Genomic DNA, 26,034 nt, shown 5'->3' with positions numbered 1-26,034 from the left:
TCATGTGCCAATCTGTGCCCGCGAGATGTCGATTGACGGGAGGGGATCGCGGGTGGCCGCGATGCAGCTGACACGCACACACCGGATACTCATCGGCATGGTCGTCGCCGGTGCGGTGATCATCGCCGGGATCGGTTTCGCCGGCTCGTACGCCGCTGTGCGCGCGCTCGCCGTCGCCAAGGGCTTCGGCACCTTCTCGTACTTCTTCCCGATCGGCATCGACGCGGGCATCTGTGTGCTCCTCGCGCTCGACCTGTTGCTGACGTGGATCCGCATACCGTTCCCGCTGCTGCGTCAGACGGCGTGGCTGCTGACCGCGGCGACGATCGCCTTCAACGGTGCCGCGGCCTGGCCCGACCCCCTGGGCGTGGGCATGCACGCGGTCATCCCGGTGCTGTTCGTGGTGGCGGTCGAGGCGGCGCGGCACGCGGTGGGCCGGATCGCGGACATCACGGCCGACAAGCACATGGAGGGCGTGCGGCTCACGCGTTGGCTGCTGTCCCCGATTCCCACGTTCCGGCTGTGGCGGCGGATGAAGCTGTGGGAGCTGCGCTCGTACGAGCAGGTGATCAAGCTGGAGCAGGACCGGCTGATCTACCAGGCGCGTCTTCAGGCTCGCTTCGGTCGTGCCTGGCGGCGGAAGGCGCCTGTGGAGGCGCTGATGCCGTTGCGTCTGGCGAAGTACGGGGTGCCGTTGGCCGAGACGGCCGCGGCGGGCCTGGCGGCTGCGGGTGTCGAGCCGGTGCTGTTGCCGCCGGCTCCGGCGGTGGAGCAGCCTCAGCTGCCGCAGGCGGTGGCCCAGGCTCAGCCGGTCCCGCAGCAGATGGCCGTGCCCCAGCCGATGCAGGGGCCGGGGCAGGGGCCGATGCAGGGGCAGGGGCAGCAGCCGGTGCCGGTGCCGGGCGGGCCGGTCCAGCTGCCGGTGCAGCAGGTCCACCCGGGCCAGGCGGGCGGGCCGGGTCCGCTGCCGGGCCCGCCGGGCCAGGCGCAGGCGGAGGTTTCGCAGGACGGCAATCCGTGGTTCGTGACCCAGCAGGTCTCGCCGGAGGGCTACCACGGCACCTACGAGCCGCAGATCGTCGAGGGTCTCGAGCCCATCCCGGTGCCGATCCCGCAGGGACCGGAGGACGTTCCGCCGCCGGGTCCGGAGCAGTTCGAGGAATACCAGGAGTTCGTGGACGAGGAGCCGTCCCTCGACGGCTTCGCGGACTCCGCGTACAAGGCGATGTGGGACTACTACGAGGAGCGGCGGGACCTTCCCACCTCGGAGCAGCTCGACATATGGCTGAGCGACAAGTACGGGATCACGCATCCGCGTAGCGCGTCGATCCTGCGTGAGCTGACGCCGCGGCTGCGCCAGCAGGTCGAGCAGGAGCTGGCCGAGAGCCAGACGCCGTAAGGGGCGGGCGCCCGGGCCTGTCCAGCGGCTCCGGCCACGGGACGGGGCTGGGCCTTAGGCCTTGGCGCGCTGTTTCGCGGTCTCGCCCCAGGCGGCGAGGGCGACGCCGATGGCGAAGAGGGCGATGTAGCCGGCGGTGGGGATTTCCCACCATTTCTGGAGCAGTCCCCAGGGGCCGTCCCCGAAGAGGCGCCCGCCGGCGCCGAGGCCGCCCTGGACGAGCGCGATCCAACCGATGATGGCGATGGCTTCGTTCTTCATGCCTCCACGGTCTCCCGCGCGGTGCCCCGTTTCGTCGTGCGCACGGCGGAACCGGGCCTCGTCCGAAGGATGCAGAGGACGCCGCGGAGAGCACCGCGCAGGACCGTGCCGAGACGGCGGAGGGCCGTCACCCGTGTTGCGGGTGACGGCCCTCCGCCGTGTCGTGCTTAGGCGCCGAGCAGCTTGCGCACCCGGTCCGCGCCGACCGCCAGCAGCAGCGTCGGCAGACGCGGGCCGGTCTCCCGGCTCACGAGGAGCTTGTAGAGCAGGGCGAAGAAGGAGCGCTGGGCGAGCTTGAGCTCCGGGGTCGGCTTGGCCTCGGGGGTGAGGCCGGCCATGACCTTCGGGACGCCGTAGACCAGGGTGGTCAGGCCGTCCAGGGACCAGTGGCTGTCCAGGCCTTCCAGGAGCAGCCGCAGCGACTCGCGGCCCTCGTCGTCGAGGGACCCGAGCAGCTCGGTGTCGGGCTCGTCGCGGACGATGGTGCGCTGGTCGGCGGGGACCTGGGTGGTGATCCAGTTCTCGGCGCGGTCCAGGCGCGGCCGGACCTCGTCGAGGTCGGTGACCGGGCTCTCCGGGTCGAGGTCGGCGAGGATGCGCAGGGTCTGCTCGTCGTGGCCGGCGGTGATGTCCATGACCGAGGCGAGCGTGCGGTACGGCAGCGGGCGCGGCGTGCGGGGGAGCTCGCCGGCGGCCGTGCGTGCGGCGCGGGCGTACGCGGCGGCGTCGGCCGGGAGGACCGAGCCGTCGGCGACCTTGGCCTCCAGCTTGTCCCACTCGTCGTAGAGCCGCTGGATCTCCTGGTCGAAGGCGATCTTGAAGGACTGGTTGGGCTTCCGGCGCGCGTACAGCCAGCGCAGGATCTGCGGCTCCATGATCTGCAGGGCGTCGGACGGGGTGGGCACGCCACCGCGCGAGGAGGACATCTTGGCCATGCCGCTGATGCCGACGAACGCGTACATGGGGCCGATCGGCTGGACGCCGTCGAAGATGCCGACGATCTGCCCGCCGACCTGGAAGGAGGAGCCGGGCGAGGAGTGGTCGACGCCGGAGGGCTCGAAGATGACGCCTTCGTAGGCCCAGCGCATGGGCCAGTCGACCTTCCACACCAGCTTGCCGCGGTTGAACTCGCTGAGCTTGACGGTCTCGGCGAAGCCGCAGGACGAGCAGGTGTAGGCGAGCTCGGTGCTGTCGTCGTCGTACGAGGTGACCGTGGTGAGGTCCTTCTCGCACTGCCCGCAGTAGGGCTTGTACGGGAAGTAGCCCGCGCCGGAGCCGGAGCCGTCGTCCTCGCTGGCGGCGCCGGAGCCCTCGGCGGCCTCCAGCTCGGCCTCGTCGACGGGCTTCTGCGACTGCTTCTTCGGCGCCTTCTTCGTCCGGTACTGGTCGAGGATGGCGTCGATGTCGCCGCGGTGGCGCATCGCGTGCAGGACCTGCTCGCGGTAGACGCCGGAGGTGTACTGCTCGGTCTGGCTGATCGGGTCGTACTCGACGCCGAGCTCGGCGAGCGCCTCGACCATGGCGGCCTTGAAGTGCTCGGCCCAGTTCGGGTGCGGCGAGCCGGCGGGGGCCGGGACGGAGGTCAGCGGCTTGCCGATGTGCTCGGCCCACGTCTCGTCGATGCCCGCGACGCCGTTCGGCACCTTGCGGTAGCGGTCGTAGTCGTCCCAGGAGATGAGGTGCCGGACCTCGTACCCGCGGCGGCGGACCTCGTCGGCGACCAGGTGCGGGGTCATGACCTCCCGCAGGTTGCCCAGGTGGATCGGGCCGGACGGGGAGAGGCCGGACGCGACGACGACCGGTTTGCCAGGCGCACGTCGCTCCGACTCGGCGATGACCTCGTCCGCGAAACGGGAGACCCAGTCGGTCTCGGTGCTGCTCTGAGCCACGGTCGGTTCGTCCTTCTTCCTTGTTTCCCTCGGCGCCTTACAGCCTTGCCTCAGCCATTGTCCCAGACGGAACCATGCGCTCCGAGGTTGTCCACAGGCAGAGATTCGTCCGGGGGTTCTTCCCGGTGATCCGCCCGGGGGTCGTCCACAGAAGTCCCCGGGTGGAGAAATCACGTTGCTCTCCCATGGGACACTTGACAAGCGAAATAGACCACCGGTGACACCCGGACACGACACAACAGGAACGGAAGCTCATGGCCTCGGTCCCTTCCCTCGCTTCGACCGTGCAGCAGCGCCTCGCGGAAGGCCTCTCGGCAGCCCTGCCGGAGGCCGGTTCCGCCGACCCGCTGCTCCGACGAAGCGACCGGGCCGACTTCCAGGCCAATGGCATCCTGGCGCTCGCCAAGCAGCTCAAGGGCAACCCGCGTGAGCTGGCGACGCAGGTCGTCGCCGCCATTCCGGCGAACGACGTCCTGAAGGAGATCGAGGTCTCCGGCCCCGGCTTCCTCAACATCACGGTCACCGACGAGGCGATCGTGAAGACCCTGGCCGCGCGTGCGGCGGACGCCCGGCTGGGTGTGCCGTTCAACCCGTCGGCGGGCACCACGGTGATCGACTACGCGCAGCCGAACGTGGCCAAGGAGATGCACGTCGGCCACCTCCGGTCGGCCGTCATCGGCGCCGCGATGGTCGAGATCCTGGAGTTCACCGGCGAGCAGGTGGTCCGGCGCCACCACATCGGCGACTGGGGCACCCAGTTCGGCATGCTCATCCAGTACCTGATCGAGCACCCGCACGAGCTGGACCACAAGGCCGAGGGCGCGGACGTGGAGGTCTCCGGCGAGGAGGCCATGTCCAACCTCAACCGGCTCTACAAGGCCTCCCGCGCGCTCTTCGACTCCGACGAGGAGTTCAAGACGCGGGCCCGTGCCCGGGTCGTCGACCTGCAGGCGGGGGACGAGCAGACGCTGGCGCTGTGGCAGCGGTTCGTCGACGAGTCGAAGATCTACTTCTACTCGGTCTTCGAGAAGCTCGACATGGACATCCGTGACCCCGACATCGTCGGCGAGTCCGGCTACAACGACATGCTGCAGGAGACCTGCCGCCTGCTGGAGGAGTCGGGCGTCGCGGTTCGCTCCGAGGGTGCGCTGTGCGTGTTCTTCGACGACGTCAAGGGCCCGGACGGCAACCCGACGCCGCTGATCGTGCAGAAGTCCGACGGCGGTTTCGGCTACGCCGCGACGGACCTGTCGGCCATCCGCGACCGCGTGCAGAACCTGAAGGCGACCACGCTGCTTTACGTGGTGGACGCCCGCCAGTCGCTGCACTTCAAGATGGTCTTCGAGACGGCCCGCCGGGCCGGCTGGCTGAACGACGAGGTCAAGGCCGTCCAGCTGGCCTTCGGCACGGTCCTCGGCAAGGACGGCAAGCCGTTCAAGACCCGTGAGGGCGAGACGGTGCGGCTGGTGGATCTGCTGGACGAGGCGGTCGAGCGCGCTTCGGCGGTCGTCCGTGAGAAGGCCCAGGACCTGTCGGAGGACGAGATCGCCGAGCGGGGTGCCCAGGTGGGCATCGGCGCGGTGAAGTACGCGGACCTGTCGACGTCGGCGGCGCGGGACTACAAGTTCGACCTGGACCAGATGGTCTCGCTCAACGGTGACACGTCGGTGTACCTGCAGTATGCGTACGCCCGTATCCAGTCGATCCTGCGCAAGGCCGGCGACGCCAAGCCCGCGGCGCACCCGGAGCTGGCGCTCGCGGGTTCGGAGCGGGCGCTCGGCCTGCACCTGGACTCGTTCGGCGATCTCGTCCAGGAGACCGCCGAGGAGTTCGCCCCGCACAAGCTGGCCGCGTACCTGTACCAGCTGGCTTCGCTCTACACGACGTTCTACTCGGAGTGCCCGGTCCTCAAGGCCGACACCCCGGAGCAGGTCGAGAACCGCCTCTTCCTCTGCGACCTGACCGCCCGCACCCTCCACCAGGGCATGGCCCTGCTGGGCATCCGGACGCCCGAGCGGCTCTGACGCTCGCCGGAGCTCGTGGCGAGTGGGTCACTGCCTGACCCACTCGCCCTTGTCGGGCCAGTAGCCGTACGTCGGCCGGCCCTCGATCGCGCTGGTGCGGAACGGCTGCCCGCCGTCGTCGACGCGCACCGTGCCGCGTTCCGCGCCGCTGCTCCAGTCGAGCTCCAGGTACCAGGACGCGACGTGCTCCTCGGTGTGCACGTCCAGGTTGAGGACCTGAGGGTCGCCGGTGGCGACCTTGTACGGGAAGTTTTTCGCGGGCACCACGCGGTCCCCGTCCTGCCCGGCGACCGGCTTCACGTAGGGCCTGGGCGCGTCCAGGTCGACGTCGAAGGTCTGCGGCGTGACCCCGCTGCCGCAGCCGTCGCCCATGGAGTAGGCCTCCCGGTCCAGCGGCTTGTCCCGCTCCACGACGCGTACATGCAGGGCGGTGAGGACGACCGGTGCCTGCGTCCGCCCGGTGACGGTCAGCTGGAGCTGCATGTGGCCGCCGTCGATGCCGCCGAGCGCCCTGGCCCAGCCGCGGGCGTCCTGGGGTGTGGGCGGGGGCGGCACGTTGCCGGGCGGCTGGTCGAGCACGTAGTACTGCCCGCAGGGGGCGGCCCAGTTGTACGAGCTGACGCCGGCGTTCAGGGGCGCGGGCGAGGCGGCGGTCGGCTCGCGGTTTCCGGCGTCCTCGCGGGTGCTGTCCCCTGCGCGCCCCACGAGGTACGCGGTGGGCACGGCGAGGACGACGACCGCGGCGGCGGTGGCGAGGGCACCCGTGAACCGCTTGCGGGCGGGCGCGGCGGACGCACCGGCGGCGAGCACGACCGTCGGCGCGGCGGGCACCGGCTCGGCTGCCGCCTGCTCGGCACCGACCCGCTCAGGCGCCACCGGCTCGGCAACGCCCCGCTCGGCCGCCCACCCCCGCTCGGCCCCGACGACCGGCCCGTCAGCCTCCGCCCTCCCCCGCTTGCGGGCATCGTCGGCGACGATCCAGGCGCGGTGCAGCTCGACGAGTTCCTCGCGGGAGGCCCCGCACAGGCGTCCCAGCCGTTCCACGGGGGCGAACTCGGCGGGAACGGCGTCGCCGTTGCAGTAGCGGTGAAGGGTGGACGTGCTGACGTGGAGGCGTTTCGCGAGCGCTCCGTAACTGAGCCCGGAGCGGTCCTTCAACTCCCTGAGCAACCCGGCGAGGCCGTTCGCCGCATCCATCGGTGTCCCCCCGTTCGGCATTTCGGGAACGCGTTCCAGGGGACGGTCGTTTCCCCAGGTCACGGTGGGTGAGAGCGTTCCACCGTTCCTCATTGTCCCGTGCCGATTGCGGGCGGGTCACGCCGACCCGCAGGGTGTGAGCCATGCCGAACAGCCGCGTCACCGACGCCTTGGCCGTCGCGGTGCTGATCGTCTGCGTGGCGGTCGTGATCGCGCTCCTCAACCACCGCTGACGCCACTGGCTCGCGCTGACGCCACGCCACCACCGACGCGGAAACCACCGCCGACGCGGAGACCGCCACCGGCGCTGACACCACTGACAACACAACACACCACGGGGAATCCACCATGCGCACGCTCGCCCGCCGTCTCGCCCTGCCCGCCGCCGCCCTCACGGCAACGCTCGCCCTCACCGCCTGCCAGTCGGGCAAGAGCGACGCTGCGGCACCGACCACGGCCCCCTCGTCGGCGCCCACGCCCTCGCAGACGTCCGGGGCGTCCGAGACCCCGGCCGACCCGGCCGCCCCGCCCACCCGGCCCACGCCGCAGCCCACGAAGCCGGTGGCGCCCACGAAGGCGAACAAGCCGGGCGGGCAGCAGCCGAGCGGTCGGCAGCCGGCCGAGGAGGCACCGGGCGGCCCCTCCCGCAGCACCTGCACGGCGGAGAACACGAAGATCGTGGCGAGCAAGGTGAGCCGCCCGATCAACCACCTCCTCCTCACCGTCACCAACACGGGCAGCCGCCCCTGCGACGCGCTGAACGCGCCCTTCGTCGGCTTCGAGGGCAGCCAGGCGCCCGTCAGGATCGTGGAGGACAGCAAGCCGCAGGCCGTGGTGACCCTGGCTCCCGGCGAGTCGGGCTACGCGTCGCTGCTCCTGACGGGCGAGCCGGGCCCGGACACCCACGGCGCCACGGTCCGGAAGATCAGCGTGTATCTCACCCGCGACAGCGGCACGACGGTGACGGCGCCGGCCGGCACGTTCGCCGACGACGGCGCCGCCGTGTCGTACTGGCAGCAGCGCCTGGAAGACGCCCTCGTCCACTGAGGTCCTGAGGACGGTCCGAGGGTCCGAGGGTCCAGGGTCCGAGGTCCGAGGCTCCGGGGTCCAGGGTCCGAGGACGTCTGGTCAACGGCTGATGGGGTGGGAGGTCCGCCCCGACACCTCGTCGATCTCGAGATGCGCCTTCTGCAGCATCTGCGAGGCGATGTCCATCAGCGCGCGGGCACCGGCGATCTCCTCGCCGACCCGCAACTGCTCCGGGTCGGAGGGGTGACGATTGGCGTTGCCGTGGCCGCGCATCTCGGTGCCGTCGCTGAGCCGCACCATGGCCGCGGCCCGCGTCCGGTCACCCTCCTCCTTGAACTCCATTTCGACGTGCCAGCCGACGAGCGTGTTCATCATGAGGACCACCTCCAGAGAGGTACCTGTCGGGTACCTCTCCAGAGTGCATCTCGGGGCGGCCGGTCCGCGCGCTCAGAAGCCACCCGGAGCGCGGCCATCCCCGGCCGCCGCCACGGCCCGCCGCAGCCGCCGGCACGGCCTGCCCCGGCCCGGAGCCCGACCAGGAGCCCGGTTCAGAGCCCGCGGGCGAGCTTCTGGGCGACCTCGGTCGCCCAGTAGGTGAGGATCATCTGCGCGCCGGCCCGGCGGATGCCGGTCAGCGACTCGAAGATCGCCTTGTCGCGGTCGATCCAGCCCTTCTCGGCGGCGGCCTCGACCATCGCGTACTCACCGCTGATCTGGTACGCGGCGACGGGCACGTCGACCGACTCGGCGACCTTGGCGAGGACGTCCAGGTAGGGGCCGGCGGGCTTCACCATGACCATGTCCGCGCCCTCCTCCAGGTCGAGGGCGAGCTCCCGCATGGACTCGCGCACGTTGGCGGGGTCCTGCTGGTAGGTCTTGCGGTCGCCGGTGAGGGAGGAGCCGACGGCCTCGCGGAAGGGGCCGTAGAAGGCGGAGGAGTACTTCACGGTGTAGGCGAGGATCGACACGTCCTCCTTGCCGATGGTGTCCAGGGCGTCGCGGATCACGCCGACCTGGCCGTCCATCATCCCGGAGGGTCCGACGACGTGGACGCCGGCGTCCGCCTGGACCTGGGCCATCTCGGCGTACCGCTCCAGGGTGGCGTCGTTGTCGACGCGCCCGTGGGCGTCCAGGACACCGCAGTGGCCGTGATCGGTGAACTCGTCGAGACACAGGTCCGACATGATGATCAGCTCGTCGCCCACCTCGGCCTTCACGTCCCGGATGGCGACCTGCAGGATCCCGTCCGGGTCGGTGCCCGCCGTGCCCGCGGCGTCCTTCTTCGCGTCCTCCGGCACGCCGAAGAGCATGATCCCGGAGACCCCGGCCTCCACGGCCTCCACGGCGGCCTTGCGCAGGGTGTCCCGGGAGTGCTGCACGACGCCGGGCATGGCGGAGATCGGCACGGGCTCGCCGACGCCCTCGCGCACGAACGCGGGCAGGATCAGATCGGCCGGATGCAGCCGCGTCTCGGCCACCATCCGCCGCATGGCAGGCGTCGTCCGCAGCCGCCTCGGCCGCGCCCCGGGAAAGGATCCGTACGAGTTCATGCTCCCGAGGCTACGCCCGCCCGCGACCGCCACTTACCGACACCTTGTTGCCGACCGCCCGCACGGAGGCGGGACGGCCCGCACCCCGCATCGCACCGAGGCGCAGGCCCGAAACGCACCCGGGGCGCGGGTTCCGTGAGGAACCCGCGCCCCGGAAGAGCCGTCGGCTCGGCCGACTACGTCGTGCGCCGCCGCCTGGCACCCGGCCGGCGCTCGCTCGGCCGTGTCACCGGGTCCCCGGCCTCCAGCGCGGCGGCCCGCCGCCGCAGGCCGAACTCGGCCAGGGCCTCGGCCAGCTTGTGGACGGACGGCTCGGGCGACAGGACGTCGACCCGCAGGCCGTGCTCCTCCGCCGTCTTGGCCGTCGCCGGGCCGATACAGGCGATGACCGTCACGTTGTGCGGCTTGCCGGCGATGCCGACCAGGTTCCGGACGGTCGACGAGGACGTGAAGAGAACGGCGTCGAAGCCGCCGCCCTTGATCGCCTCACGCGTGTCCGCCGGAGGCGGCGACGCGCGCACGGTCCGGTAGGCGGTGACGTCGTCGACCTCCCAGCCGAGCTCGATCAGACCCGCGACCAGCGTCTCGGTCGCGATGTCGGCGCGCGGCAGGAACACGCGGTCGATCGGGTCGAAGACCGGGTCGTAGGGCGGCCAGTCCTCCAGGAGACCGGCGGCCGACTGCTCGCCGCTGGGCACGAGGTCCGGCTTCACGCCGAAGTCGACCAGCGCGGCGGCGGTCTGCTCGCCGACCGCCGCGACCTTGATGCCGGCGAAGGCGCGGGCGTCGAGGCCGTACTCCTCGAACTTCTCGCGGACGGCCTTGACGGCGTTGACCGAGGTGAAGGCGATCCACTCGTAGCGGCCGGTGACGAGGCCCTTGACCGCCCGCTCCATCTGCTGCGGGGTGCGCGGCGGCTCGACGGCGATGGTCGGCACCTCGTGCGGCACCGCGCCGTACGAACGCAGCTGGTCGGAGAGCGACGCGGCCTGCTCCTTCGTACGCGGTACGAGCACCCGCCAGCCGAACAGCGGCTTGGACTCGAACCACGACAGCTGGTCCCGCTGCGCCGGGGCGCTGCGCTCGCCGACCACGGCTATCACCGGGCGGTGGCCCTCGGGCGAGGGGAGCACCTTGCCCTGCTTGAAGACCTGGGCGATGGTGCCGAGGGTCGCGGTCCAGGTGCGCTGGCGCGTCGTCGTACCGGCGATGGTCACGGTGAGCGGGGTGTCCGGCTTACGGCCAGCCGCCACCAGCTCTCCGGCCGCCGCGGCGACGGAGTCCAAGGACGTGGACACGACGACGGTGCCGTCGGAGGCGCCGACCTCGGCCCAGCAGCGGTCGTCGGCGGTACGCGCGTCGACGAAGCGGACGTCGGTGCCCTGCGCGTCGCGCAGCGGCACGCCGGCGTACGCGGGCACGCCGACGGCGGTGGCGACGCCGGGCACGACCTCGAACGGGATGCCGGCGGAGGCGCACGCGAGCATCTCCTGGCCCGCGTTGCCGTCGAGGCCGGGGTCGCCGGTCACCGCACGGACGACCCGCTTGCCGCCCCGCGCTGCCTCCATGACAAGATTGGTCGCATCCCTCAACACGGGGACACCGACGGTTGTTGACGCCTCGTCGACAACCGTCAGCTCAGGCGTGCTCACGCCCGCGCGCGCATGGCCGCGAACGACTTCGAGCACCTCCGGCTCGGCGATCAGGACGTCCGCGCCGGCCAGGGCTTCGACGGCCCGGAGGGTCAGCAGTCCGGGGTCGCCGGGTCCGGCGCCGAGGAAGGTGACGTGACCGTGGCCGGGGAAGGCGGCGGACGCGGGGCTGGTGGTCGGGCTGGTGGGGCTCAAAGTGCTCGCTCCCCCATAAGACCGGCCGCACCCTTGGCGAGCATCTCGTCCGCGAGATCGCGTCCGAGTGCCACCGCCTCGTCGTAGGAGGTGGGTACGGGACCGGTGGTGGACAGCTGCACGAGCGTGGAGCCGTCGGTGGTGCCGACGACGCCGCGCAGGCGCATTTCGGTGACAACCTGCCCGTGACCGGGGCCGTCGGCCAGCAGGTCGGCCAGCGCACCCACGGGTGCGGAGCAGCCGGCCTCCAGGGCGGCGAGCAGGGATCGCTCGGCGGTCACGGCGGCCCGGGTGTGCGGGTCGTCGAGCTCGGCGAGCGTGGCGACGAGTGCGGCGTCGGACGCCAGGCACTCGACGGCCAGGGCCCCCTGGCCGGGGGCGGGCAGGACGGAGTCGACCGAGAGGTGGTCGACCGACAGGGAGCCGGTGAGCTCCTCGGTCCCGCCGATGCGGTTGAGCCCGGCCGCGGCGAGTACCACCGCGTCCAGCTCTCCCTTGCGTACGTAGCCGACCCGGGTGTCGATGTTGCCGCGGATCGGTACGGTCTCGATGGTCAGGCCGTGGCTGCGCGCGTAGGCGTTGAGCTGGGCCATGCGGCGCGGCGAGCCGGTGCCGACGCGGGCGCCGTCCGGCAGCGTGTCGAGCGTGACGCCCTCGCGGGCGACGAGCACGTCGCGGGGGTCCTCGCGCCGCGGGATGGCCGCCAGCACCAGTTCGGGGTGCTGGGCGGTCGGCAGGTCCTTGAGGGAGTGCACGGCGAAGTCGACCTCACCGGCGAGCAGCGCGTCGCGCAGCGCGGCGACGAACACGCCGGTGCCGCCGATCTGCGCGAGGTGCTCGCGGGAGGTGTCCCCGTACGTCGTGATCTCCACGAGCTCGACGGGCCGGCCGGTCACCTGCCGGACGGCTTCGGCCACATGTCCGGACTGGGCCATGGCGAGCTTGCTGCGCCTGGTCCCGAGCCTCAGTGCCCTCTCGGTCATACTCGCCCTCGGTTCTTGACGTCGCCGTCGTTCAGGTCGGCCCGGCTGACAGAGGCAACCGTCCCCGGGTCGAGGTCGAAGAGTGTCCGCAGTGCGTCCGCGTACCCGGCGCCGCCGGGCTCGCTGGCGAGCTGCTTGACGCGCACGGTGGGCGCGTGCAGGAGCTTGTCGACCACGCGGCGCACGGTCTGGGTGATCTCGGCGCGCTGCTTGTCGTCGAGTCCGGGCAGCCTGCCTTCGAGGCGGGCGACCTCGCCGGCCACCACGTCGGCGGCCATGGCGCGCAGGGCGACGACGGTCGGCGTGATGTGGGCGGCGCGCTGGGCGGCGCCGAAGGCGGCGACCTCGTCGGAGACGATGCCGCGCACCTGGTCGACGTCGGCGGCCATGGGCGCGTCGGCGGAGGCCTCGGCCAGCGACTCGATGTCGACGAGGCGGACGCCCGGCATGCGGTGGGCGGCGGCGTCGATGTCGCGGGGCATGGCGAGGTCGAGCAGGTGGAGGGGCTCGGTGCGGGCGTGCGTGGCGGTCTCGACGGCCTCGCCGGTGAGGACGAGTCCGGTGGCCCCGGTGCAGGAGACGACGATGTCGGCACGTGTCAGTTCGTCGCCGACGGCAACCATCTCGACCGCGCGTGCGGCCACGCCCGTGGAACCGGGCTCGGTGAGGATCTCCACGAGCCGGTCGGCGCGGGCGGCGGTGCGGTTGGCGACGACGATCTCGGCGACGCCGGACCGCGCGAGGGTGGCGGCGGCGAGCGAGGACATCGAGCCGGCCCCGATGACCAGGGCGCGCTTGCCCCGGGCCCAGTCGGTGACGTCCGTGCCGTCGGCCAGCTGCTCGAGCCCGAAGGTGACGAGCGACTGGCCGGCCCGGTCGATGCCGGTTTCGCTGTGGGCGCGCTTGCCGACCCGCAGGGCCTGCTGGAACAGGTCGTTCAGGAGGCGTCCTGCGGTGTGCAGCTCCTGGCCGACCGCGAGGGCGTCCTTGATCTGGCCGAGGATCTGGCCCTCGCCGACGACCATCGAGTCCAGGCCGCAGGCCACCGAGAAGAGGTGGTGGACGGCCCGGTCCTCGTAGTGCACGTAGAGATAAGGGGTGAGCTCTTCGAGGCCGACGCCGCTGTGCTGGGCGAGCAGCGTGGACAGCTCGGCGACACCGGCGTGGAACTTGTCCACGTCGGCGTAGAGCTCGATGCGGTTGCAGGTGGCCAGGACGGCGCCCTCGGCGGCCGGTTCGGCGGCGAGGGTGTCGTGCAGCAGCTTGGACCGGGCGTCCGCGGAGAGGGAGGCCCGCTCCAGGACGCTGACGGGGGCGCTGCGGTGGCTGAGACCGACGACGAGGAGGCTCATGCGGGCATCACCGAGGGCATGTCCCCGTCAGGTCCCTTGCGGCTGCCGTTCTCCGTGCCACGGGTGGCCGGCGGTACGGCGGCGGTCTCGGCGCCCGGCTCGGCGCCGGGTTCCTCGCCGGCCTTGCGCTGCTCGTGGAAGGCGAGGATCTGCAGCTCGATGGAGAGGTCCACCTTGCGCACGTCCACGCCGTCCGGCACGGACAGCACGGTCGGGGCGAAGTTCAGGATGGAGGTGACGCCGGCGGCCACGAGCCGGTCGCAGACCTGCTGGGCGACACCGGCCGGGGTCGCGATGACGCCGATGGAGACGCCGTCCTCGTTGATGATCTTCTCGAGGTCGTCACTGTGTTGGACGGGGATCCCGGCGACCGGCTTGCCGGTCATGGCGGGGTCGGCGTCGATCAGCGCGGCGACCCGGAAGCCACGGGAGGCGAAGCCGCCGTAGCCGGCGAGCGCGGCGCCGAGGTTACCGATACCGACGATCACGACCGGCCAGTCCTGGGTCAGGCCGAGCTCGCGGGAGATCTGGTACACGAGGTACTCGACGTCGTACCCGACGCCGCGCGTGCCGTACGAGCCGAGGTAGCTGAAGTCCTTGCGCAGCTTCGCGGAGTTGACCCCCGCGGCGGCCGCGAGCTCCTCGGAGGAGACCGTGGGTACGGAGCGCTCCGACAGTGCCGTGAGGGCACGCAGATACAGCGGAAGGCGGGCGACGGTGGCCTCGGGAATTCCTCGGCTACGGGTCGCCGGTCGGTGAGTTCGGCCAGTTGCCACGGTGCTCCTGCGGGATGAGCGGGGCTGCAGGCGGCCATGCGTCCCAGGACCGCCCCGTCGAATGCAGGCTATGTCTTTGTGAACGCGTGCACAAAGATGGTGTCCGTTTTGTCCGGCCAAAGTGACCGGGGTCACGCGGCCGGTTCCCGATGTCGTGGAACCGCGGAGCGCACCGGAGCGTTGAGATCCCGAAGGGGGCAAAACCGCACACTCTCCTCGCCACGCCGCCCCCGGAACCCAACAAAACGTCCACGATGGTAGCCGTCTTTCGGTCAGGCACCCAGTTCGCGCCGGAGCCGCCCGGCGTCCACACGCCAGAAGGTGTGCTGTTCACCGTCGACCAGCACCACCGGAATCTGCTCCCAGTACGCGCGGTACAGCTCCTCGTCCTGGGTGATGTCCTTCTCCTCCCAGAGTGCTCCCGTCTCGGCGCAAACGGCCTCGATCACCTCCCGGGCGTCGTCGCAGAGATGACACCCCGGCCTGCCGATCAGCGTCACCGTGCGCGGGCCGCTCTTCTTCTTCGTACGTCCGAACATGGCGTCCATTCTGCGCGCCGGGTAACAGGGGAGTCCCCGACTGTTCACACCACGGCATCCTCACAAGTCGGGAACCACCGAACAGACTGGCTATGCTCACGGCATGGCCGCTCAGGGATGGCTCACCCCCCGTAGGCGCTCCGCCACCGCGCGCAGCGTCCTGGCAGGCGAGGCCGCCGCAGAGGCGGCGCGCAAGACCTCGCAACAGCTCGAACAGGAGCGTGAGGAAGAGGCCGCCGCCGCCCAGGCCGAGCCCGCGGAACCCGAGTTCCCGGTCGCCGGCGACACCCGGGCCGCCGCCTTCTTCGACCTCGACAACACCGTCATGCAGGGCGCCGCGATCTTCCACTTCGGCCGCGGCCTGTACAAGCGGAAGTTCTTCCAGCGCCGCGAACTCGCCCGCTTCGCCTGGGCCCAGGTCTGGTTCCGGCTCGCCGGGGTCGAGGATCCCGAGCACATGCAGGAGGCCCGCGACAGCGCCCTGTCCATCGTCAAGGGCCACCGCGTCTCCGAGCTGATGTCGATCGGCGAGGAGATCTACGACGAGTACATGGCCGACCGGATCTGGCCCGGCACCCGTGCCCTCGCCCAGGCGCACCTGGACGCCGGCCAGAAGGTCTGGCTGGTCACCGCCGCCCCCGTCGAGACCGCCACGATCATCGCCCGCCGCCTCGGGCTGACCGGCGCGCTCGGCACGGTCGCCGAGTCGGTCGACGGCGTCTACACCGGCAAGCTGGTCGGCGAGCTGCTGCACGGCCCCGCCAAGGCCGAGGCCGTACGCGCCCTGGCCACCGCGGAGGGCCTGGACCTCACGCGCTGCGCCGCCTACAGCGACTCGCACAACGACATCCCGATGCTCTCGCTGGTCGGCCACCCCTACGCCGTGAACCCGGACACCAAGCTGCGCAGGCACGCCAGGGAGCGGGACTGGCGACTGCGCGACTACCGGACCGGCCGCAAGGCGGCCAAGGTCGGCATCCCGGCCGCCGCGGGCGTCGGCGCCCTCGCGGGCGGCACGGCCGCCGCGCTCGCCCTGCACCGCCGCCGACGCTGAACCCCCGGCCCCGCCCGGCACGGAGACCGGCGGGCAGCGGGTAGCAGGCGGCAGGCGGCAGGCGGCAGGCGGCAGGCGGCAGGCGGCAGGCGGCAGATCATGCCGATACGTTTCGTCCGCGATCACCTGCGACAACCCCGGACCACGGGCCCTCACCCGTACGTGGTCGAACAGCCCCGCACACATCGCCCGCCAGGCATTCCCCGCTCCCTACCCGACAGCGGCTCCGCTCATTCCCACGCCCCGCACTTGAGCACAAGCGACCTCTCCGCTGGTCACACTCGGAAGCAATCCGATCAACAACCAGTCACCAAGTGCGACTCGTTTCGCCTTCAAGCGGTAACAGAAGCGACCGAATCGATGATTTGAGCAACTGGGTGTAGCGCTGCCTGTACGAAGCGTTATTCTCCTCAGACGCACAACGGACCCACACTTCGCCACCATGAGTGAACGGTCCCGCACTGCTCGTGATGGAAGCTCTGCCTCTGGGAGTCCCGTGTACCCACACGTCGGGGTTGACGCCTCGGGCCTGGCTACGCTGCGCGCAACGGTCCTCGACCACTTGCGCGGCTTCGTCCCCACCGCGTACGCCGTCCCCGCATCCGCCTTCGCCGGACCCGCCTTCGCCGGACCGGCACTCGCCGGGCCCTGCTACGCCCTGGCCGAGAGCGGCGCCGCCGTCGGCAGACGCGGCACGCGCGGGGGCGCCGGCACCTCGACCGCCGCCCGCAGGCCCACCGCCGACAGCGACAGCGCCCGCATGATGGACCTGGTCGAACGGGCCCAGGCCGGCGAGGCCGAGGCCTTCGGCCGGCTCTACGACCAGTACAGCGACACGGTCTACCGCTACATCTACTACCGCGTCGGCGGCAAGGCGACGGCGGAGGACCTCACCAGCGAGACCTTCCTGCGCGCCCTGCGCCGGATCTCCACCTTCACCTGGCAGGGCCGCGACTTCGGCGCCTGGCTCGTCACCATCGCCCGCAACCTGGTCGCCGACCACTTCAAGTCGAGCCGCTTCCGCCTCGAAGTGACCACCGGCGAGATGCTCGACGCCAACGAGGTGGAGCGCAGCCCCGAGGACTCCGTCCTCGAGTCCCTCTCCAACGCCGCCCTCCTCGACGCCGTGCGCCGCCTCAACCCCCAGCAGCAGGAGTGCGTGACCCTGCGCTTCCTGCAGGGCCTGTCGGTCGCCGAGACCGCCCGGGTCATGGGCAAGAACGAGGGTGCGATCAAGACCCTGCAGTACCGGGCCGTCCGCACCCTGGCCCGCCTCCTCCCGGACGACGCCCGCTGAGTGCTCCACGCCCCCCACACGCGCCGCACCCCGCACCGCCGTCCGCAGTGAAGCCCCCGTCCCCCTCCTCCCCCCACGTCCCCACGACCCCCGTCCAACTCACAGTCGGTGACGCCTCGATGACGCACTGGTCCGATCATCTTTCGCGCGTAACCCAAGTGCCGCGCCGCTCGTTGTGCGAAATGCAGGCTCCCTGTGGTCACGCCATGTCCACTTCCACTCACTCTTTCGTGTGGATGCGTTCAAGGTGTGCAACCTTCCGAACCCCCCGGGGAGTCGACCGTCATGACGAGAGGAGGTGCCGCCAGTGATCGCGAACGTTTCGGCGCACCGGCGGGCGCACGCCTTCGCCCAGGCCCTGGAGGATCGGACGTCCGAGGGCGCGGCGGCCGAGCAGCCCGAAGCATCGGCCGAACCGGCCGATCATGGACGGCTGTTGGCCCTGGCGAACGGTCTCGGCGAGCTGCCGAAACCGGAGATGGACCCCGAGGTCAAGGTGGTGCAGCGAGCCCAGCTCGTCGCCGCCATGGAGGCGATGTTCGCGGAGGGGAGCGCGGGCGCGGGCCCTACCGTCCCGGAGCAACGGACCTCCGGAGGCAAGGGAGCCCACCGGGCCTCCCCACTCCGGAAGTTGCGGCCACGCTCCCGCTGGTCCAAGGGCCTCGCCGCGGGCGGCCTCACCGTGGGTGTGGCGGCGGGAGCGTTCAGCGGCGTAGCCGCTGCCAGCTCCGACGCCCTCCCCGGTGACTCGCTCTACGGGCTCAAGCGCGGCATGGAAGACATCAAGCTCGGGATGGCCGACGACGACGCCGACCGGGGCGGGATCTATCTCGACCAGGCGTCCACGCGCCTGAGCGAGGCCCGCAGGCTGATGGAGCGCGGCCGGGCCGGCGATCTGGACCACGAGTCCCTCGGCGAGATCCGCCGCGTCCTCGACGGGATGCGGCACGACGCCTCCGAGGGCCACCGCCTGCTCCGCCAGGCCTACGAGCGGGACGGCGAGATCGGCCCCATGGCCCGGCTCAACTCCTTCGCCCAGGCCCACCGGGCCACCTGGGACGGCCTGCGCGACCGGCTCCCCGTCCAGCTCACGGACGTGGGCGAAGAGGTGAGCGACGTCTTCGACGCCATAGACGAAGAGGTCGAGCCGCTGCAGTCCGTCCTTCCGCGCACCCCCGAGCGCGGCTCCATCGGCTCCGGCGGCCCGAGCACGCCGGGGCACACCCCACCGGCCGACACCCAGCGCCCGCACACCTCGTCGGCGCCCCCGTCGGTCGGCGACCCCTCGCAGCCCCACCCCTCGGGCTCCGGCCCCGGCACGGGAGCACCCGAGGACGACGGCCTCCTCGGCGGCAGCACGGGCGGACTGCTCAACCCGCCGCGTACGGGCCCGAGCTCGTCCTCGTCCGGCGAGGAGTCCGGCCAGCCGGTCCCGGACGTGACGATCCCGCCCATCCTCCCGGGCCTGCTGCCGGGCCTCGGCATCGACAGCACGGACGCGGAGTAGGACACGAGAGGGGCGCCCCGGTGGGGCGCCCCTCTCGCCTGCCCGAAAGCCCTCAGCAGGGCACCGGGTTCAGCAGCAGCCGCTCAACAGCGCCCGCTCCACTCTGCCGCGCCCGCCCCGCTCAGCAGCTCGTGACTCAGAAGAACACCGACCTCCGCTGCACCAGCAGCTTGTAGAGGGTGTGCTGGATCTGCTCGCGGACCTGGTCGGTCAGGTTGAACATGAGCATCGGGTCCTCCGCCGCCTCCAGCGGATAGCCGTCCGTCGGGATCGGCTCGCCGAACTGGATCGTCCACTTCGTCGGCAGCGGCAGCGCACCCACCGGCCCCAGCCACGGGAAGGTCGGGGTGAGCGGGAAGTACGGCAGCCCGAGCACCCGCGCCAGCGTCTTCGCGTTGCCCAGCATCGGATAGATCTCCTCCGCGCCCACGATCGAGCACGGCACGATCGGCACCCCGGCCCGCAGCGCCGTCGACACGAAGCCGCCCCGCCCGAAGCGCTGCAGCTTGTACCGCTCGGCGAACGGCTTCCCGATGCCCTTGAAGCCCTCCGGCATCACACCGACGACCTCCCCGGCCCGCAGCAGCCGCTCCGCGTCCTCCGCGCAGGCCAGCGTGTGCCCGGCCTTGCGGGCCAGCTCGTTCACCACCGGCAGCATGAAGACCAGGTCGGCGGCGAGCAGCCGCAGATGGCGGCCGGCCGGGTGGTGGTCGTGGACGGCGACCTGCATCATCAGCCCGTCCAGCGGCAGCGTCCCCGAGTGGTTCGCCACCACCAGGGCCCCGCCCTCCTTCGGGATGTTCTCGACGCCCTTCACCTCCACCCGGAAGTACTTCTCGTACACCGGACGGAGCAGCGACATCAGCACCTGGTCGGTGAGCTCCTCGTCGTAGCCGAACTCGTCGACCTCGTAGTCTCCCGTGACCCGCCGCCGCAGGAACGCGAGCCCGCCCGCGAGGCGCCGCTCCCAGCCGCCCGCCGACGGGGGCGCGGGGGCGGACGACGGATCCTCGGGTGCCTGCTGGGCCGGCAGGGCACGTACGGCGGCCTCACCGGCGCCCCTGGTGGGCCTGCGGCGGGCCCGCGAGCGGTCGTCGTCGAAGGGAATGACCTTGGCGTCCGCCATCGCGATCTGGCTCCTGTTCAGCGGGTTCAGCGGGCTGAGAAGTCGGAGGGCTGGGAAGGGGAGGGCTGGGAGGGGGAGTCGGGCGTGAGCCGCCCGGCGAGCCGGTCCACGGCGCCCGCGAGCAGCTCCGGCGGCAGCAGGCCGGGCCCCCTGCTGCGGGCGAAGTCCGCGAAGGCCTCCGCGGTCGTGTACTGCGGCGTGAAGCCGAGCGTCTCGCGCATCTGCACCGTGGACACCACCCGGCCGTGGGTGAGCAGCCGGATCTGCTCCGGCGAGAAGTCGGTGACGCCGACCGTGCGCAGCGCCTGCCCGACCCAGGTGACCGCGGGCAGCAGCACCGGCACCGTGGGCCGGCCGAGCCGCCGCGCGCACTGGGAGAGCAACAGCACCCCGTCGCCGGCCACGTTGAACGTGCCGCTGTTGAGGGTGGCCCGGCGCGGCTCCTTCGAGGCGAGCTCCAGGACGTCCATGACGTCGTCCTCGTGGACGAACTGCAGCCGCGGGTCGTAGCCGAAGACGGTCGGCAGGACCGGCAGGTCCAGGTACTCGGCGAGCGGGGAGTCCACCCGCGGCCCGAGGATGTTGGCGAAGCGCAGCACGCACACCGCCACGTCCGGGCGGCGCCGGGCGAAGCCCCGTACGTACCCCTCGACCTCGACCGCGTCCTTGGCGAATCCCCCGCTCGGCAGCGACTTCGCCGGGGTCGTCTCGGTGAAGACGGCCGGGTCGCGCGGCGCGGAGCCGTACACGCTGGTGCTGGACTTCACCACGAGGCGTTTGATCCGCGGCGACTTCTGGCACGCGCCGAGCAGCTGCATGGTGCCGATGACGTTGGTCTCCTTGACCGACGTACGGCCGCCGGAGCCGAGCGCGGTCCCGGTGACGTCCATGTGGACGACCGTGTCCACGTCGTACTGGGCCAGGACCTTGGCGACGGCCGGCTGCCGGATGTCCGCCCGCACGAACACCGCCGCGCCGAGCGGGTGCGGGGACTCGACCGCGTCCACGGCGACGACCCGTTCGACCTCCGGATCCCGCTGGACGCGGCGCACGAAACGCGCACCGAGGTGCCGGGCCGCACCGGTGACGAGCACGACCTTGCCCAAGAGAGCGCCTTCCGTCGGTCTTCCATCGGTGTTCCGCTGACGGCCACCGTAGCGCCTCCACATTTCGGCGCAATAAAAGCGTGGCCCCCCACCGAAGAACGGTGGAGGGCCACGCCGTACGCAATACGCCGTCGCAGCGACGTCGCTTACTTCTTGTTGCGACGCTGCACGCGGGTGCGCTTGAGCAGCTTGCGGTGCTTCTTCTTCGCCATCCGCTTACGCCGCTTCTTGATAACAGAGCCCACGACTACCCTCGCTCACTTCTCGGAACATCCCCGCGCCAGCGGGGATCGGTGCGGGGCGTCTGGGCCCACACGACCTACGAGGGGCTAGCCTACCGCCCCGAGCGACCGGCTTGTAATCCGAGGACAGATCCGGGCTTTTCGGCCGCGCGCTCGCTACGCGGTCGCCACCCCCACGAAGGACTCCTTGAGGTACTCGTGAACCGCCTGTTCCGGCACCCGGAAGGACCTGCCCACCCGGATCGCCGGCAGATGACCGCTGTGCACCAAGCGGTACACGGTCATCTTCGAGACGCGCATCACCGAGGCGACCTCCGCCACGGTCAGAAACTTCACCTCGTTGAGAGGCCTGTCGCCAGCAGCCATGACCCACCTGTACCTTCCGCACGCGACGCCCACCGGCTTCCCCTCCGGTGACTCTTCGTCGCTGCGCGCTCACGCCCAGAGTAGGGGCGGGTGGTACGAGTGGGGAAGAGGAGCTGCCATCGACCGTTTACCGTGACAGACACGCTCGATTGAGTACATAGCGAGTGAGTGGACGGTAGTAGTCGGAGCGCACCCCGTCATCAAGCGGAACGGTCACGGACACCTGCCCCTCCGCCTCCCCGACGAACAGCGCGGGATCGTCCGTGTCGGCGAGCCCGATGGCCTCGATACCCAGCTGACCTGCCCCGCAGACCCAGCCGTGGTCACCGACCACCAGCTCCGGCAGGGGCCCCCCGGCCACGACGGCGCTTTCGAGCGCCGCCCGAACCGGCAGCGGCGAGTGCGTGTGCGCCCCGTGTTCACGCCCCGCACCCGGCAGGTCCGGCTCTCGCACCAGAGCGACCCCGCGCACGTAGTCGAGGAGGTACGTGCGTACGCCGAACCGGGTCGTTATGTCGACACATCTCCCCTGCGCCGGGGTGAGAACAAGACATCCCGCCGCCGACAAAGCGTCTGCGAGCGTGGCGTAGAAACCGAGCAGTCGGTGCGGGTGCCCCGTCCCGAAGAGCACCGGGGCCCTCCGCCCCGCCGCCTCCCCCAGGCGTTCCGCGAACGCCTCCAAGGCGCTCAGCGTCCGCTCCGGATCGATCACGTCCGGCCCCGAACGGTGCGTCGGATCGCCCGACACCCCGCACCGGTCCGCCATCAGTCGCAGCAGCTCTGCCTCGTCCCACTCCCACAGGGGATCGAGCCCGAGGGTCACCCGGGGATCGCGCGCGGCGAACAGCCGATAGCTCCGCAGACTCACCTCACGCGAGGTCGCCACCGTCCCGGCCAGCCCCGCCGCCAACAGATGCGCCCGCAGCGCCCCGGTACTCAGCACGCTCCGATGCTGCCGGACCCACCCTCCCGCAGGGTCGAAACCCCGGGGACACCGCACAGTCGGCGTAACGGCCGCACGCCACGTGCGAACGGTTCAGGCCAGGCCCGGACCCGGCCCTGCCACACCCGCGCGCACAGGCCCCGCCGCCCCGCTCAGGCCCCAGGGCCCCGCCGGCCCGCTCAGGCCCTGCCACACCCCCGCGCACAGGCTCCACCGCCCCGCCCAGGCCCCAGGCCCCCCGCTCGGACAGGCCGCCGCTCAAGGGCAGGCCCCCGGCCGCCCGCTCAGCCAGGCCGGCCGGCCGGCCGGCCGCTCAAAGCCAAGGCCCCGGCCGCCCGCTCAGGCCAGCAGACCGCGCAGCGGGAACACCGCCCGGCGCGTCGCCAGGATCGCCTGGTCGAGCCGATCGGCGGGGTCGTACCCCTCCGACCAGTCCCGCCAGTCGACCGGCCACCGCCCGTCCGTCATCCGCCCCGGACCCAACTGCCGCGTCCGCGCGTACACCTCGTCCCGCCACGAGGACGGGATCACCGACTCCGGATCCACCGGAGCGTGCGCCGCGATCCCCACCAGATGCGTCCACGACCGCGGTACGACGTCGACCACCGCGTACCCGCCGCCGCCGAGGGCCACCCACCTGCCGCCCTCGACGTGTGCGTGCGCCAGCTCGTGACAGGCCTCCTGCACGGCCCGCTGCGCGTCCAGCGACACCGCCAGGTGCGCCAGCGGATCCTCGAAGTGCGTGTCCGCCCCGTGCTGCGTCACCAGCACCTGCGGCCGGAAGTCGGCCAGCAGCTCGGGCACCACGGCGTGGAAGGCCCGCAGCCACCCCGCGTCCCCGGTCCCCGCCGGCAGGGCCACGTTCACCGCGCCGCCCTCGCCCGGGCCGGCCGCGCCCGTCTCCTCGGGCCAGCCCGTCTGCGGGAACAACGTCCGCGGATGCTCGTGCAACGAGATCGTCAGGACCCGCGGATCGTCCCAGAACGCCGCCTGCACCCCGTCCCCGTGATGCACGTCCACGTCCACGTACGCGACCCGCTCCGCGCCCAGTTCGAGCAGCCGGGCGATCGCCAGCGAGGCGTCGTTGTAGATGCAGAAGCCGGAGGCCGCCCCCGGCATCGCGTGATGCAGCCCGCCCGCGAAGTTCACCGCGTGCGCCGCGTCCCCGCGCCACACCGCCTCCGCCGCGCCCACCGACTGCCCGGCGATCAGCGCCGACACCTCGTGCATCCCCGCGAAGGCCGGATCGTCCATCGTCCCGAGCCCGTACGCCTGGTCCGCCGCCCTCGGATCCGCCGAGGCCGCCCGCACCGCCGCCACGTAGTCCTCGCGGTGCACGAGCCGCAACGTCGACTCCCCCGCCGGCTTCGCCGCCGCCACGTCCACCGCCCGGTCGAGCCCGTACGCCCGCACCAGACCCATGGTCAGCGCGAGCCGCACCGGGTCCATCGGGTGCTCGGACCCGAAGTCGTAACCCGTGACAGCTTCATCCCACATCAACAGTGCGCGGCCGCTCATGCCCGCCACCGTATCGGGCCCTCTGCGAACCGAACGACGTGGCATACACCACCGTGACGAGCACGAGCACCATCGGCACCAGCATCGCCCCGCGGTAGCTCCACGCGTCCCCGAGCGCCCCCACCAGCGGCGACCCGATCAGGAAGCCCACGTAATTGAAGACGTTGAGCCGCGCCACCGCCGCGTCGCTCGCCCCCGGGAACAGGCGCCCCGCCGCGGCGAAGGTCTGCGGCACGATCACACTCAGCCCGAGCCCGAGCACCGTGAACCCGGCCATCCCCACCCAGGCCCCCGACGCGACCGCCACCACCGCGAAGCCCAGCGCAGCGAGCACCGCCCCACTCCGCACCACCAGGACCGCCCCGAACCCCCGCACCCCGAAGTCCCCCACGGCCCGCCCGAGCAGCGTCGTCACCATGTACGCGTTGTACGGCACGGTCGCCAGCTCCTCCGAGCTGTGCAGCACGTCCTGCAGGTACTTCGCCGACCAGTTGGAGACCGTCGAGTCCCCGATGTACGCGAAGGTCATCACCAGGCACAGCGGGAGCAGCAGCCGGAACACCACCCCGTGGGATCCGGCCTGCTCGGCGTCGGCGGCGGCCTCCGGCTCCCCGTTCACGTACCAGCGGCTCCCGACGAACGCCACCGGCAGCAGCACCGCCACCACCGGCAGGTACGACGCGAACAGCGACAGGTGCCAATGCGCCCCCACCCAGGCGAGCGAGGCCCCCGCGATCCCGCCCAGACTGTACGAGGCGTGGAAGCCGAGCATGATGCTCCGCCCGTACGCCCGCTGGAGGCTCACGCCCAGCATGTTCATCGACGCGTCGAGCGCACCGACGGACAGCCCGAACACGCCGAGCGCCACGGCTGCCGTCCACAGCTCCGTGCCGGCCCCCACGCCCAGCAGCGCGAGCAGCACGACGGGCTGCGCCCAGCGCAGCACCGCCGCCGGCCCCACCCGCACGACGACCTTCTCGGTCAGGACACTGGACACGCCCGCGAGCACCGGCACGGCGGCCAGGAAGACGGGCAGCAGCCCGTCGGATATCCCGTACCGGTCCTGGATCGCCGGTATTCGGGTCACGAGCAGGGCGAAGGTGACCCCCTGCACGAAGAAACTGACCGCCAGGGATCCCCGCCCACGCCGCAACCGCGCATCCGTCATGGCGGCACAGCGTAGGGCCGCGCCCTACCGATGGGTAGATGGATCACGGACCCGATACGGATACGGATCAGAGACCCAGCACCGCGGGAAGTCCCTCCATCCGCCCGAAGAAACCGTTCGCCCCCGCCAGCTTCGCCTCGGGCGTCATCGCGGTGAACCCGTACACGTCCATCCCCGCCGCCACGGCCGCCTGGACCCCGAGCCGGCTGTCCTCGACCACGACACAGCGCTCGGGCGCCACCCCCATGCGCTCGGCGGCGTGGAGGAAGAGGTCGGGCGCCGGCTTGCCCCGGCCCACGTCCTCGGCACTGAACACGACCCCCTCCCGGAAGTGCGCGTCGAGCCCGGTCTTCCGGTGCCCGACCCTGATCCGCTCATGGCTCCCGGAGGACGCCACGCAGTACGGGATCCCCTCCGCTGCCAGCCTCTTGAGGACGTCCGCGGCCCCGGCCACGGCCTCCAACTCCCGCTCGAACGCGGCGAAGACCCGGGCGTGGAAGGTGTCGTCGAACTCCGCCGGCAACCGCTGCCCGCTGCGCTCCTCGACCAGCTCGTGAATGCGGTGCATCGCGGACCCCATGTAGTCCCGTACCGACTCCTCGTACGTGGTGGGGTGCCCGAGCTCCGTGAGATAGCCGGCGAGGAGCCGGTTGGAGATCGGCTCACTGTCGACGAGCACGCCGTCGTTGTCGAAGATGATCAGGTCGTAGCGCATGAGGTCACCTTATGAGGGCCCCTCACAGGGCATCCCCTGCTTGCCGCAACTGCCCGTGAACGCAGAAAAGCCCCGCACCATGAGGTGCGGGGCTTTCCCACAATGATTGTTCGGCGGCGTCCTACTCTCCCACAGGGTCCCCCCTG

24 protein-coding genes are annotated in these 26,034 nt (G+C 71.6%); 6 read left to right on the top strand and 18 right to left on the bottom strand.

Features of this window, described 5'->3' with window-relative positions; genetic code table 11:
- Nucleotides 1–52: 52 nt before the first annotated feature.
- Entirely contained in the window at nucleotides 53–1,399 is a 1,347-nt protein-coding gene (locus tag AB0M16_RS30175) for a DUF2637 domain-containing protein (RefSeq protein ID WP_365348521.1), read from the top strand.
- 54 nt (nucleotides 1,400–1,453) lie between these two features.
- On the opposite strand, the gene AB0M16_RS30170 is transcribed toward AB0M16_RS30175, so the two are convergent.
- Nucleotides 1,454–1,660: a hypothetical protein gene (locus AB0M16_RS30170; protein ID WP_365348519.1), complete on the bottom strand. Its 207-nt coding sequence runs from the start codon at nucleotides 1,658–1,660 to the stop codon at nucleotides 1,454–1,456.
- Between the two features lie 167 nt (nucleotides 1,661–1,827).
- A complete protein-coding gene (lysS, locus tag AB0M16_RS30165; RefSeq protein WP_365348517.1) occupies nucleotides 1,828–3,549 on the bottom strand; it encodes a lysine--tRNA ligase in 1,722 nt (573 codons plus the stop codon).
- Between the two features lie 254 nt (nucleotides 3,550–3,803).
- Between lysS and argS the strand changes: the two genes are divergently transcribed.
- Entirely contained in the window at nucleotides 3,804–5,573 is a 1,770-nt protein-coding gene (argS, locus tag AB0M16_RS30160) for an arginine--tRNA ligase (protein ID WP_365348515.1), read from the top strand.
- Nucleotides 5,574–5,600: 27 nt separating this feature from the next.
- Here the strand turns inward: argS and AB0M16_RS30155 are convergent, their stop codons facing one another.
- Nucleotides 5,601–6,770, bottom strand: coding sequence for a helix-turn-helix transcriptional regulator (locus AB0M16_RS30155; RefSeq protein WP_365348513.1), 1,170 nt, complete (start codon nucleotides 6,768–6,770; stop codon nucleotides 5,601–5,603).
- A gap of 348 nt (nucleotides 6,771–7,118) precedes the next feature.
- Here AB0M16_RS30155 and AB0M16_RS30150 point away from each other — a divergent pair, with 348 nt between their 5' ends.
- Nucleotides 7,119–7,817 (top strand): DUF4232 domain-containing protein, encoded by a 699-nt coding sequence (locus AB0M16_RS30150; protein WP_365348511.1) that lies wholly within the window; start codon nucleotides 7,119–7,121, stop codon nucleotides 7,815–7,817.
- An 81-nt stretch (nucleotides 7,818–7,898) separates the two neighbouring features.
- Here the strand turns inward: AB0M16_RS30150 and AB0M16_RS30145 are convergent, their stop codons facing one another.
- From AB0M16_RS30145 to AB0M16_RS30115, 7 genes are all read right to left on the bottom strand, one after another.
- On the bottom strand, nucleotides 7,899–8,171 hold the full coding sequence (locus AB0M16_RS30145; protein ID WP_365348701.1) for a DUF1876 domain-containing protein: 273 nt from the start codon (nucleotides 8,169–8,171) through the stop codon (nucleotides 7,899–7,901).
- A gap of 176 nt (nucleotides 8,172–8,347) precedes the next feature.
- Nucleotides 8,348–9,349: a porphobilinogen synthase gene (hemB, locus tag AB0M16_RS30140; protein WP_365348509.1), complete on the bottom strand. Its 1,002-nt coding sequence runs from the start codon at nucleotides 9,347–9,349 to the stop codon at nucleotides 8,348–8,350.
- Between the two features lie 176 nt (nucleotides 9,350–9,525).
- Entirely contained in the window at nucleotides 9,526–11,196 is a 1,671-nt protein-coding gene (locus AB0M16_RS30135) for a uroporphyrinogen-III synthase (RefSeq protein WP_365348507.1), read from the bottom strand.
- Nucleotides 11,193–12,179: a hydroxymethylbilane synthase gene (hemC, locus tag AB0M16_RS30130; RefSeq protein ID WP_365348505.1), complete on the bottom strand. Its 987-nt coding sequence runs from the start codon at nucleotides 12,177–12,179 to the stop codon at nucleotides 11,193–11,195. The genes AB0M16_RS30135 and hemC overlap by 4 nt, the downstream gene beginning before the upstream one ends.
- Nucleotides 12,176–13,531, bottom strand: a complete 1,356-nt coding sequence (locus tag AB0M16_RS30125; protein ID WP_365348503.1) for a glutamyl-tRNA reductase — start codon at nucleotides 13,529–13,531, stop codon at nucleotides 12,176–12,178. Before AB0M16_RS30125 ends, hemC begins: the two co-directional genes overlap by 4 nt.
- Entirely contained in the window at nucleotides 13,528–14,307 is a 780-nt protein-coding gene (locus tag AB0M16_RS30120) for a redox-sensing transcriptional repressor Rex (protein ID WP_365348501.1), read from the bottom strand. Before AB0M16_RS30120 ends, AB0M16_RS30125 begins: the two co-directional genes overlap by 4 nt.
- 272 nt (nucleotides 14,308–14,579) lie before the next feature.
- Nucleotides 14,580–14,855 carry a glutaredoxin family protein gene (locus tag AB0M16_RS30115; protein ID WP_365348499.1) on the bottom strand — a complete coding sequence of 92 codons (276 nt, stop codon included), beginning with the start codon at nucleotides 14,853–14,855 and terminating at the stop codon, nucleotides 14,580–14,582.
- A gap of 94 nt (nucleotides 14,856–14,949) precedes the next feature.
- Between AB0M16_RS30115 and AB0M16_RS30110 the strand changes: the two genes are divergently transcribed.
- The 3 genes from AB0M16_RS30110 to AB0M16_RS30100 all read left to right on the top strand — a co-directional run bounded on the left by AB0M16_RS30110 (nucleotide 14,950) and on the right by AB0M16_RS30100 (nucleotide 18,704).
- Nucleotides 14,950–15,900: an HAD-IB family hydrolase gene (locus AB0M16_RS30110; protein ID WP_365348497.1), complete on the top strand. Its 951-nt coding sequence runs from the start codon at nucleotides 14,950–14,952 to the stop codon at nucleotides 15,898–15,900.
- Nucleotides 15,901–16,396: 496 nt separating this feature from the next.
- The gene (locus AB0M16_RS30105) at nucleotides 16,397–17,197 is read left to right on the top strand and encodes an ECF subfamily RNA polymerase sigma factor, BldN family (protein ID WP_365348495.1); all 801 of its coding nucleotides are present in this window, start codon (nucleotides 16,397–16,399) and stop codon (nucleotides 17,195–17,197) included.
- A 307-nt stretch (nucleotides 17,198–17,504) separates the two neighbouring features.
- Nucleotides 17,505–18,704, top strand: a complete 1,200-nt coding sequence (locus AB0M16_RS30100; protein ID WP_365348493.1) for a DUF5667 domain-containing protein — start codon at nucleotides 17,505–17,507, stop codon at nucleotides 18,702–18,704.
- A gap of 136 nt (nucleotides 18,705–18,840) precedes the next feature.
- Here the strand turns inward: AB0M16_RS30100 and AB0M16_RS30095 are convergent, their stop codons facing one another.
- The 8 genes from AB0M16_RS30095 to AB0M16_RS30060 all read right to left on the bottom strand — a co-directional run bounded on the left by AB0M16_RS30095 (nucleotide 18,841) and on the right by AB0M16_RS30060 (nucleotide 25,888).
- Entirely contained in the window at nucleotides 18,841–19,830 is a 990-nt protein-coding gene (locus AB0M16_RS30095; RefSeq protein ID WP_365348491.1) for a lysophospholipid acyltransferase family protein, read from the bottom strand.
- Between the two features lie 26 nt (nucleotides 19,831–19,856).
- A complete protein-coding gene (locus tag AB0M16_RS30090) occupies nucleotides 19,857–20,936 on the bottom strand; it encodes an NAD-dependent epimerase/dehydratase family protein (protein WP_365348489.1) in 1,080 nt (359 codons plus the stop codon).
- Between the two features lie 146 nt (nucleotides 20,937–21,082).
- Nucleotides 21,083–21,181 carry an AURKAIP1/COX24 domain-containing protein gene (locus AB0M16_RS30085; RefSeq protein ID WP_003948845.1) on the bottom strand — a complete coding sequence of 33 codons (99 nt, stop codon included), beginning with the start codon at nucleotides 21,179–21,181 and terminating at the stop codon, nucleotides 21,083–21,085.
- Between the two features lie 153 nt (nucleotides 21,182–21,334).
- On the bottom strand, nucleotides 21,335–21,544 hold the full coding sequence (locus AB0M16_RS30080; RefSeq protein WP_365348487.1) for a helix-turn-helix domain-containing protein: 210 nt from the start codon (nucleotides 21,542–21,544) through the stop codon (nucleotides 21,335–21,337).
- A gap of 127 nt (nucleotides 21,545–21,671) precedes the next feature.
- Entirely contained in the window at nucleotides 21,672–22,487 is an 816-nt protein-coding gene (locus AB0M16_RS30075) for a phosphatase (protein ID WP_365348485.1), read from the bottom strand.
- Between the two features lie 339 nt (nucleotides 22,488–22,826).
- Nucleotides 22,827–24,005 (bottom strand): acetoin utilization protein AcuC, encoded by a 1,179-nt coding sequence (locus AB0M16_RS30070; RefSeq protein WP_365348483.1) that lies wholly within the window; start codon nucleotides 24,003–24,005, stop codon nucleotides 22,827–22,829.
- Nucleotides 23,974–25,173, bottom strand: coding sequence for an MFS transporter (locus AB0M16_RS30065; RefSeq protein WP_365348481.1), 1,200 nt, complete (start codon nucleotides 25,171–25,173; stop codon nucleotides 23,974–23,976). The genes AB0M16_RS30070 and AB0M16_RS30065 overlap by 32 nt, the downstream gene beginning before the upstream one ends.
- A gap of 67 nt (nucleotides 25,174–25,240) precedes the next feature.
- Nucleotides 25,241–25,888: an HAD family hydrolase gene (locus AB0M16_RS30060; protein ID WP_365348479.1), complete on the bottom strand. Its 648-nt coding sequence runs from the start codon at nucleotides 25,886–25,888 to the stop codon at nucleotides 25,241–25,243.
- Between the last annotated feature and the right edge of the window lie 146 nt (nucleotides 25,889–26,034).

This window comes from Streptomyces sp. NPDC051921 (genome assembly GCF_040680975.1).
GTDB lineage: Bacteria > Actinomycetota > Actinomycetes > Streptomycetales > Streptomycetaceae > Streptomyces.
The sequence above is the reverse complement of the archived record's forward strand: the minus strand, read 5'-3'. Positions and strand labels throughout refer to the sequence as shown.

Bases quoted from the DNA above. Each gene is read 5' to 3' on its own strand.
- AB0M16_RS30125 (WP_365348503.1), bottom strand. From the start codon at position 13,531: ATGAGCCTCCTCGTCGTCGGTCTCAGCCACCGCAGCGCCCCCGTCAGC.
- AB0M16_RS30060 (WP_365348479.1), bottom strand. From the start codon at position 25,888: ATGCGCTACGACCTGATCATCTTCGACAACGACGGCGTGCTCGTCGAC.
- AB0M16_RS30115 (WP_365348499.1), bottom strand. From the start codon at position 14,855: ATGGACGCCATGTTCGGACGTACGAAGAAGAAGAGCGGCCCGCGCACG.
- AB0M16_RS30150 (WP_365348511.1), top strand. From the start codon at position 7,119: ATGCGCACGCTCGCCCGCCGTCTCGCCCTGCCCGCCGCCGCCCTCACG.
- AB0M16_RS30065 (WP_365348481.1), bottom strand. From the start codon at position 25,173: ATGACGGATGCGCGGTTGCGGCGTGGGCGGGGATCCCTGGCGGTCAGT.
- hemB (WP_365348509.1), bottom strand. From the start codon at position 9,349: ATGAACTCGTACGGATCCTTTCCCGGGGCGCGGCCGAGGCGGCTGCGG.
- AB0M16_RS30145 (WP_365348701.1), bottom strand. From the start codon at position 8,171: ATGAACACGCTCGTCGGCTGGCACGTCGAAATGGAGTTCAAGGAGGAG.
- AB0M16_RS30170 (WP_365348519.1), bottom strand. From the start codon at position 1,660: ATGAAGAACGAAGCCATCGCCATCATCGGTTGGATCGCGCTCGTCCAG.
- AB0M16_RS30095 (WP_365348491.1), bottom strand. From the start codon at position 19,830: ATGGCGGACGCCAAGGTCATTCCCTTCGACGACGACCGCTCGCGGGCC.
- AB0M16_RS30110 (WP_365348497.1), top strand. From the start codon at position 14,950: ATGGCCGCTCAGGGATGGCTCACCCCCCGTAGGCGCTCCGCCACCGCG.
- hemC (WP_365348505.1), bottom strand. From the start codon at position 12,179: ATGACCGAGAGGGCACTGAGGCTCGGGACCAGGCGCAGCAAGCTCGCC.
- argS (WP_365348515.1), top strand. From the start codon at position 3,804: ATGGCCTCGGTCCCTTCCCTCGCTTCGACCGTGCAGCAGCGCCTCGCG.
- AB0M16_RS30080 (WP_365348487.1), bottom strand. From the start codon at position 21,544: ATGGCTGCTGGCGACAGGCCTCTCAACGAGGTGAAGTTTCTGACCGTG.
- AB0M16_RS30070 (WP_365348483.1), bottom strand. From the start codon at position 24,005: ATGAGCGGCCGCGCACTGTTGATGTGGGATGAAGCTGTCACGGGTTAC.
- AB0M16_RS30155 (WP_365348513.1), bottom strand. From the start codon at position 6,770: ATGGATGCGGCGAACGGCCTCGCCGGGTTGCTCAGGGAGTTGAAGGAC.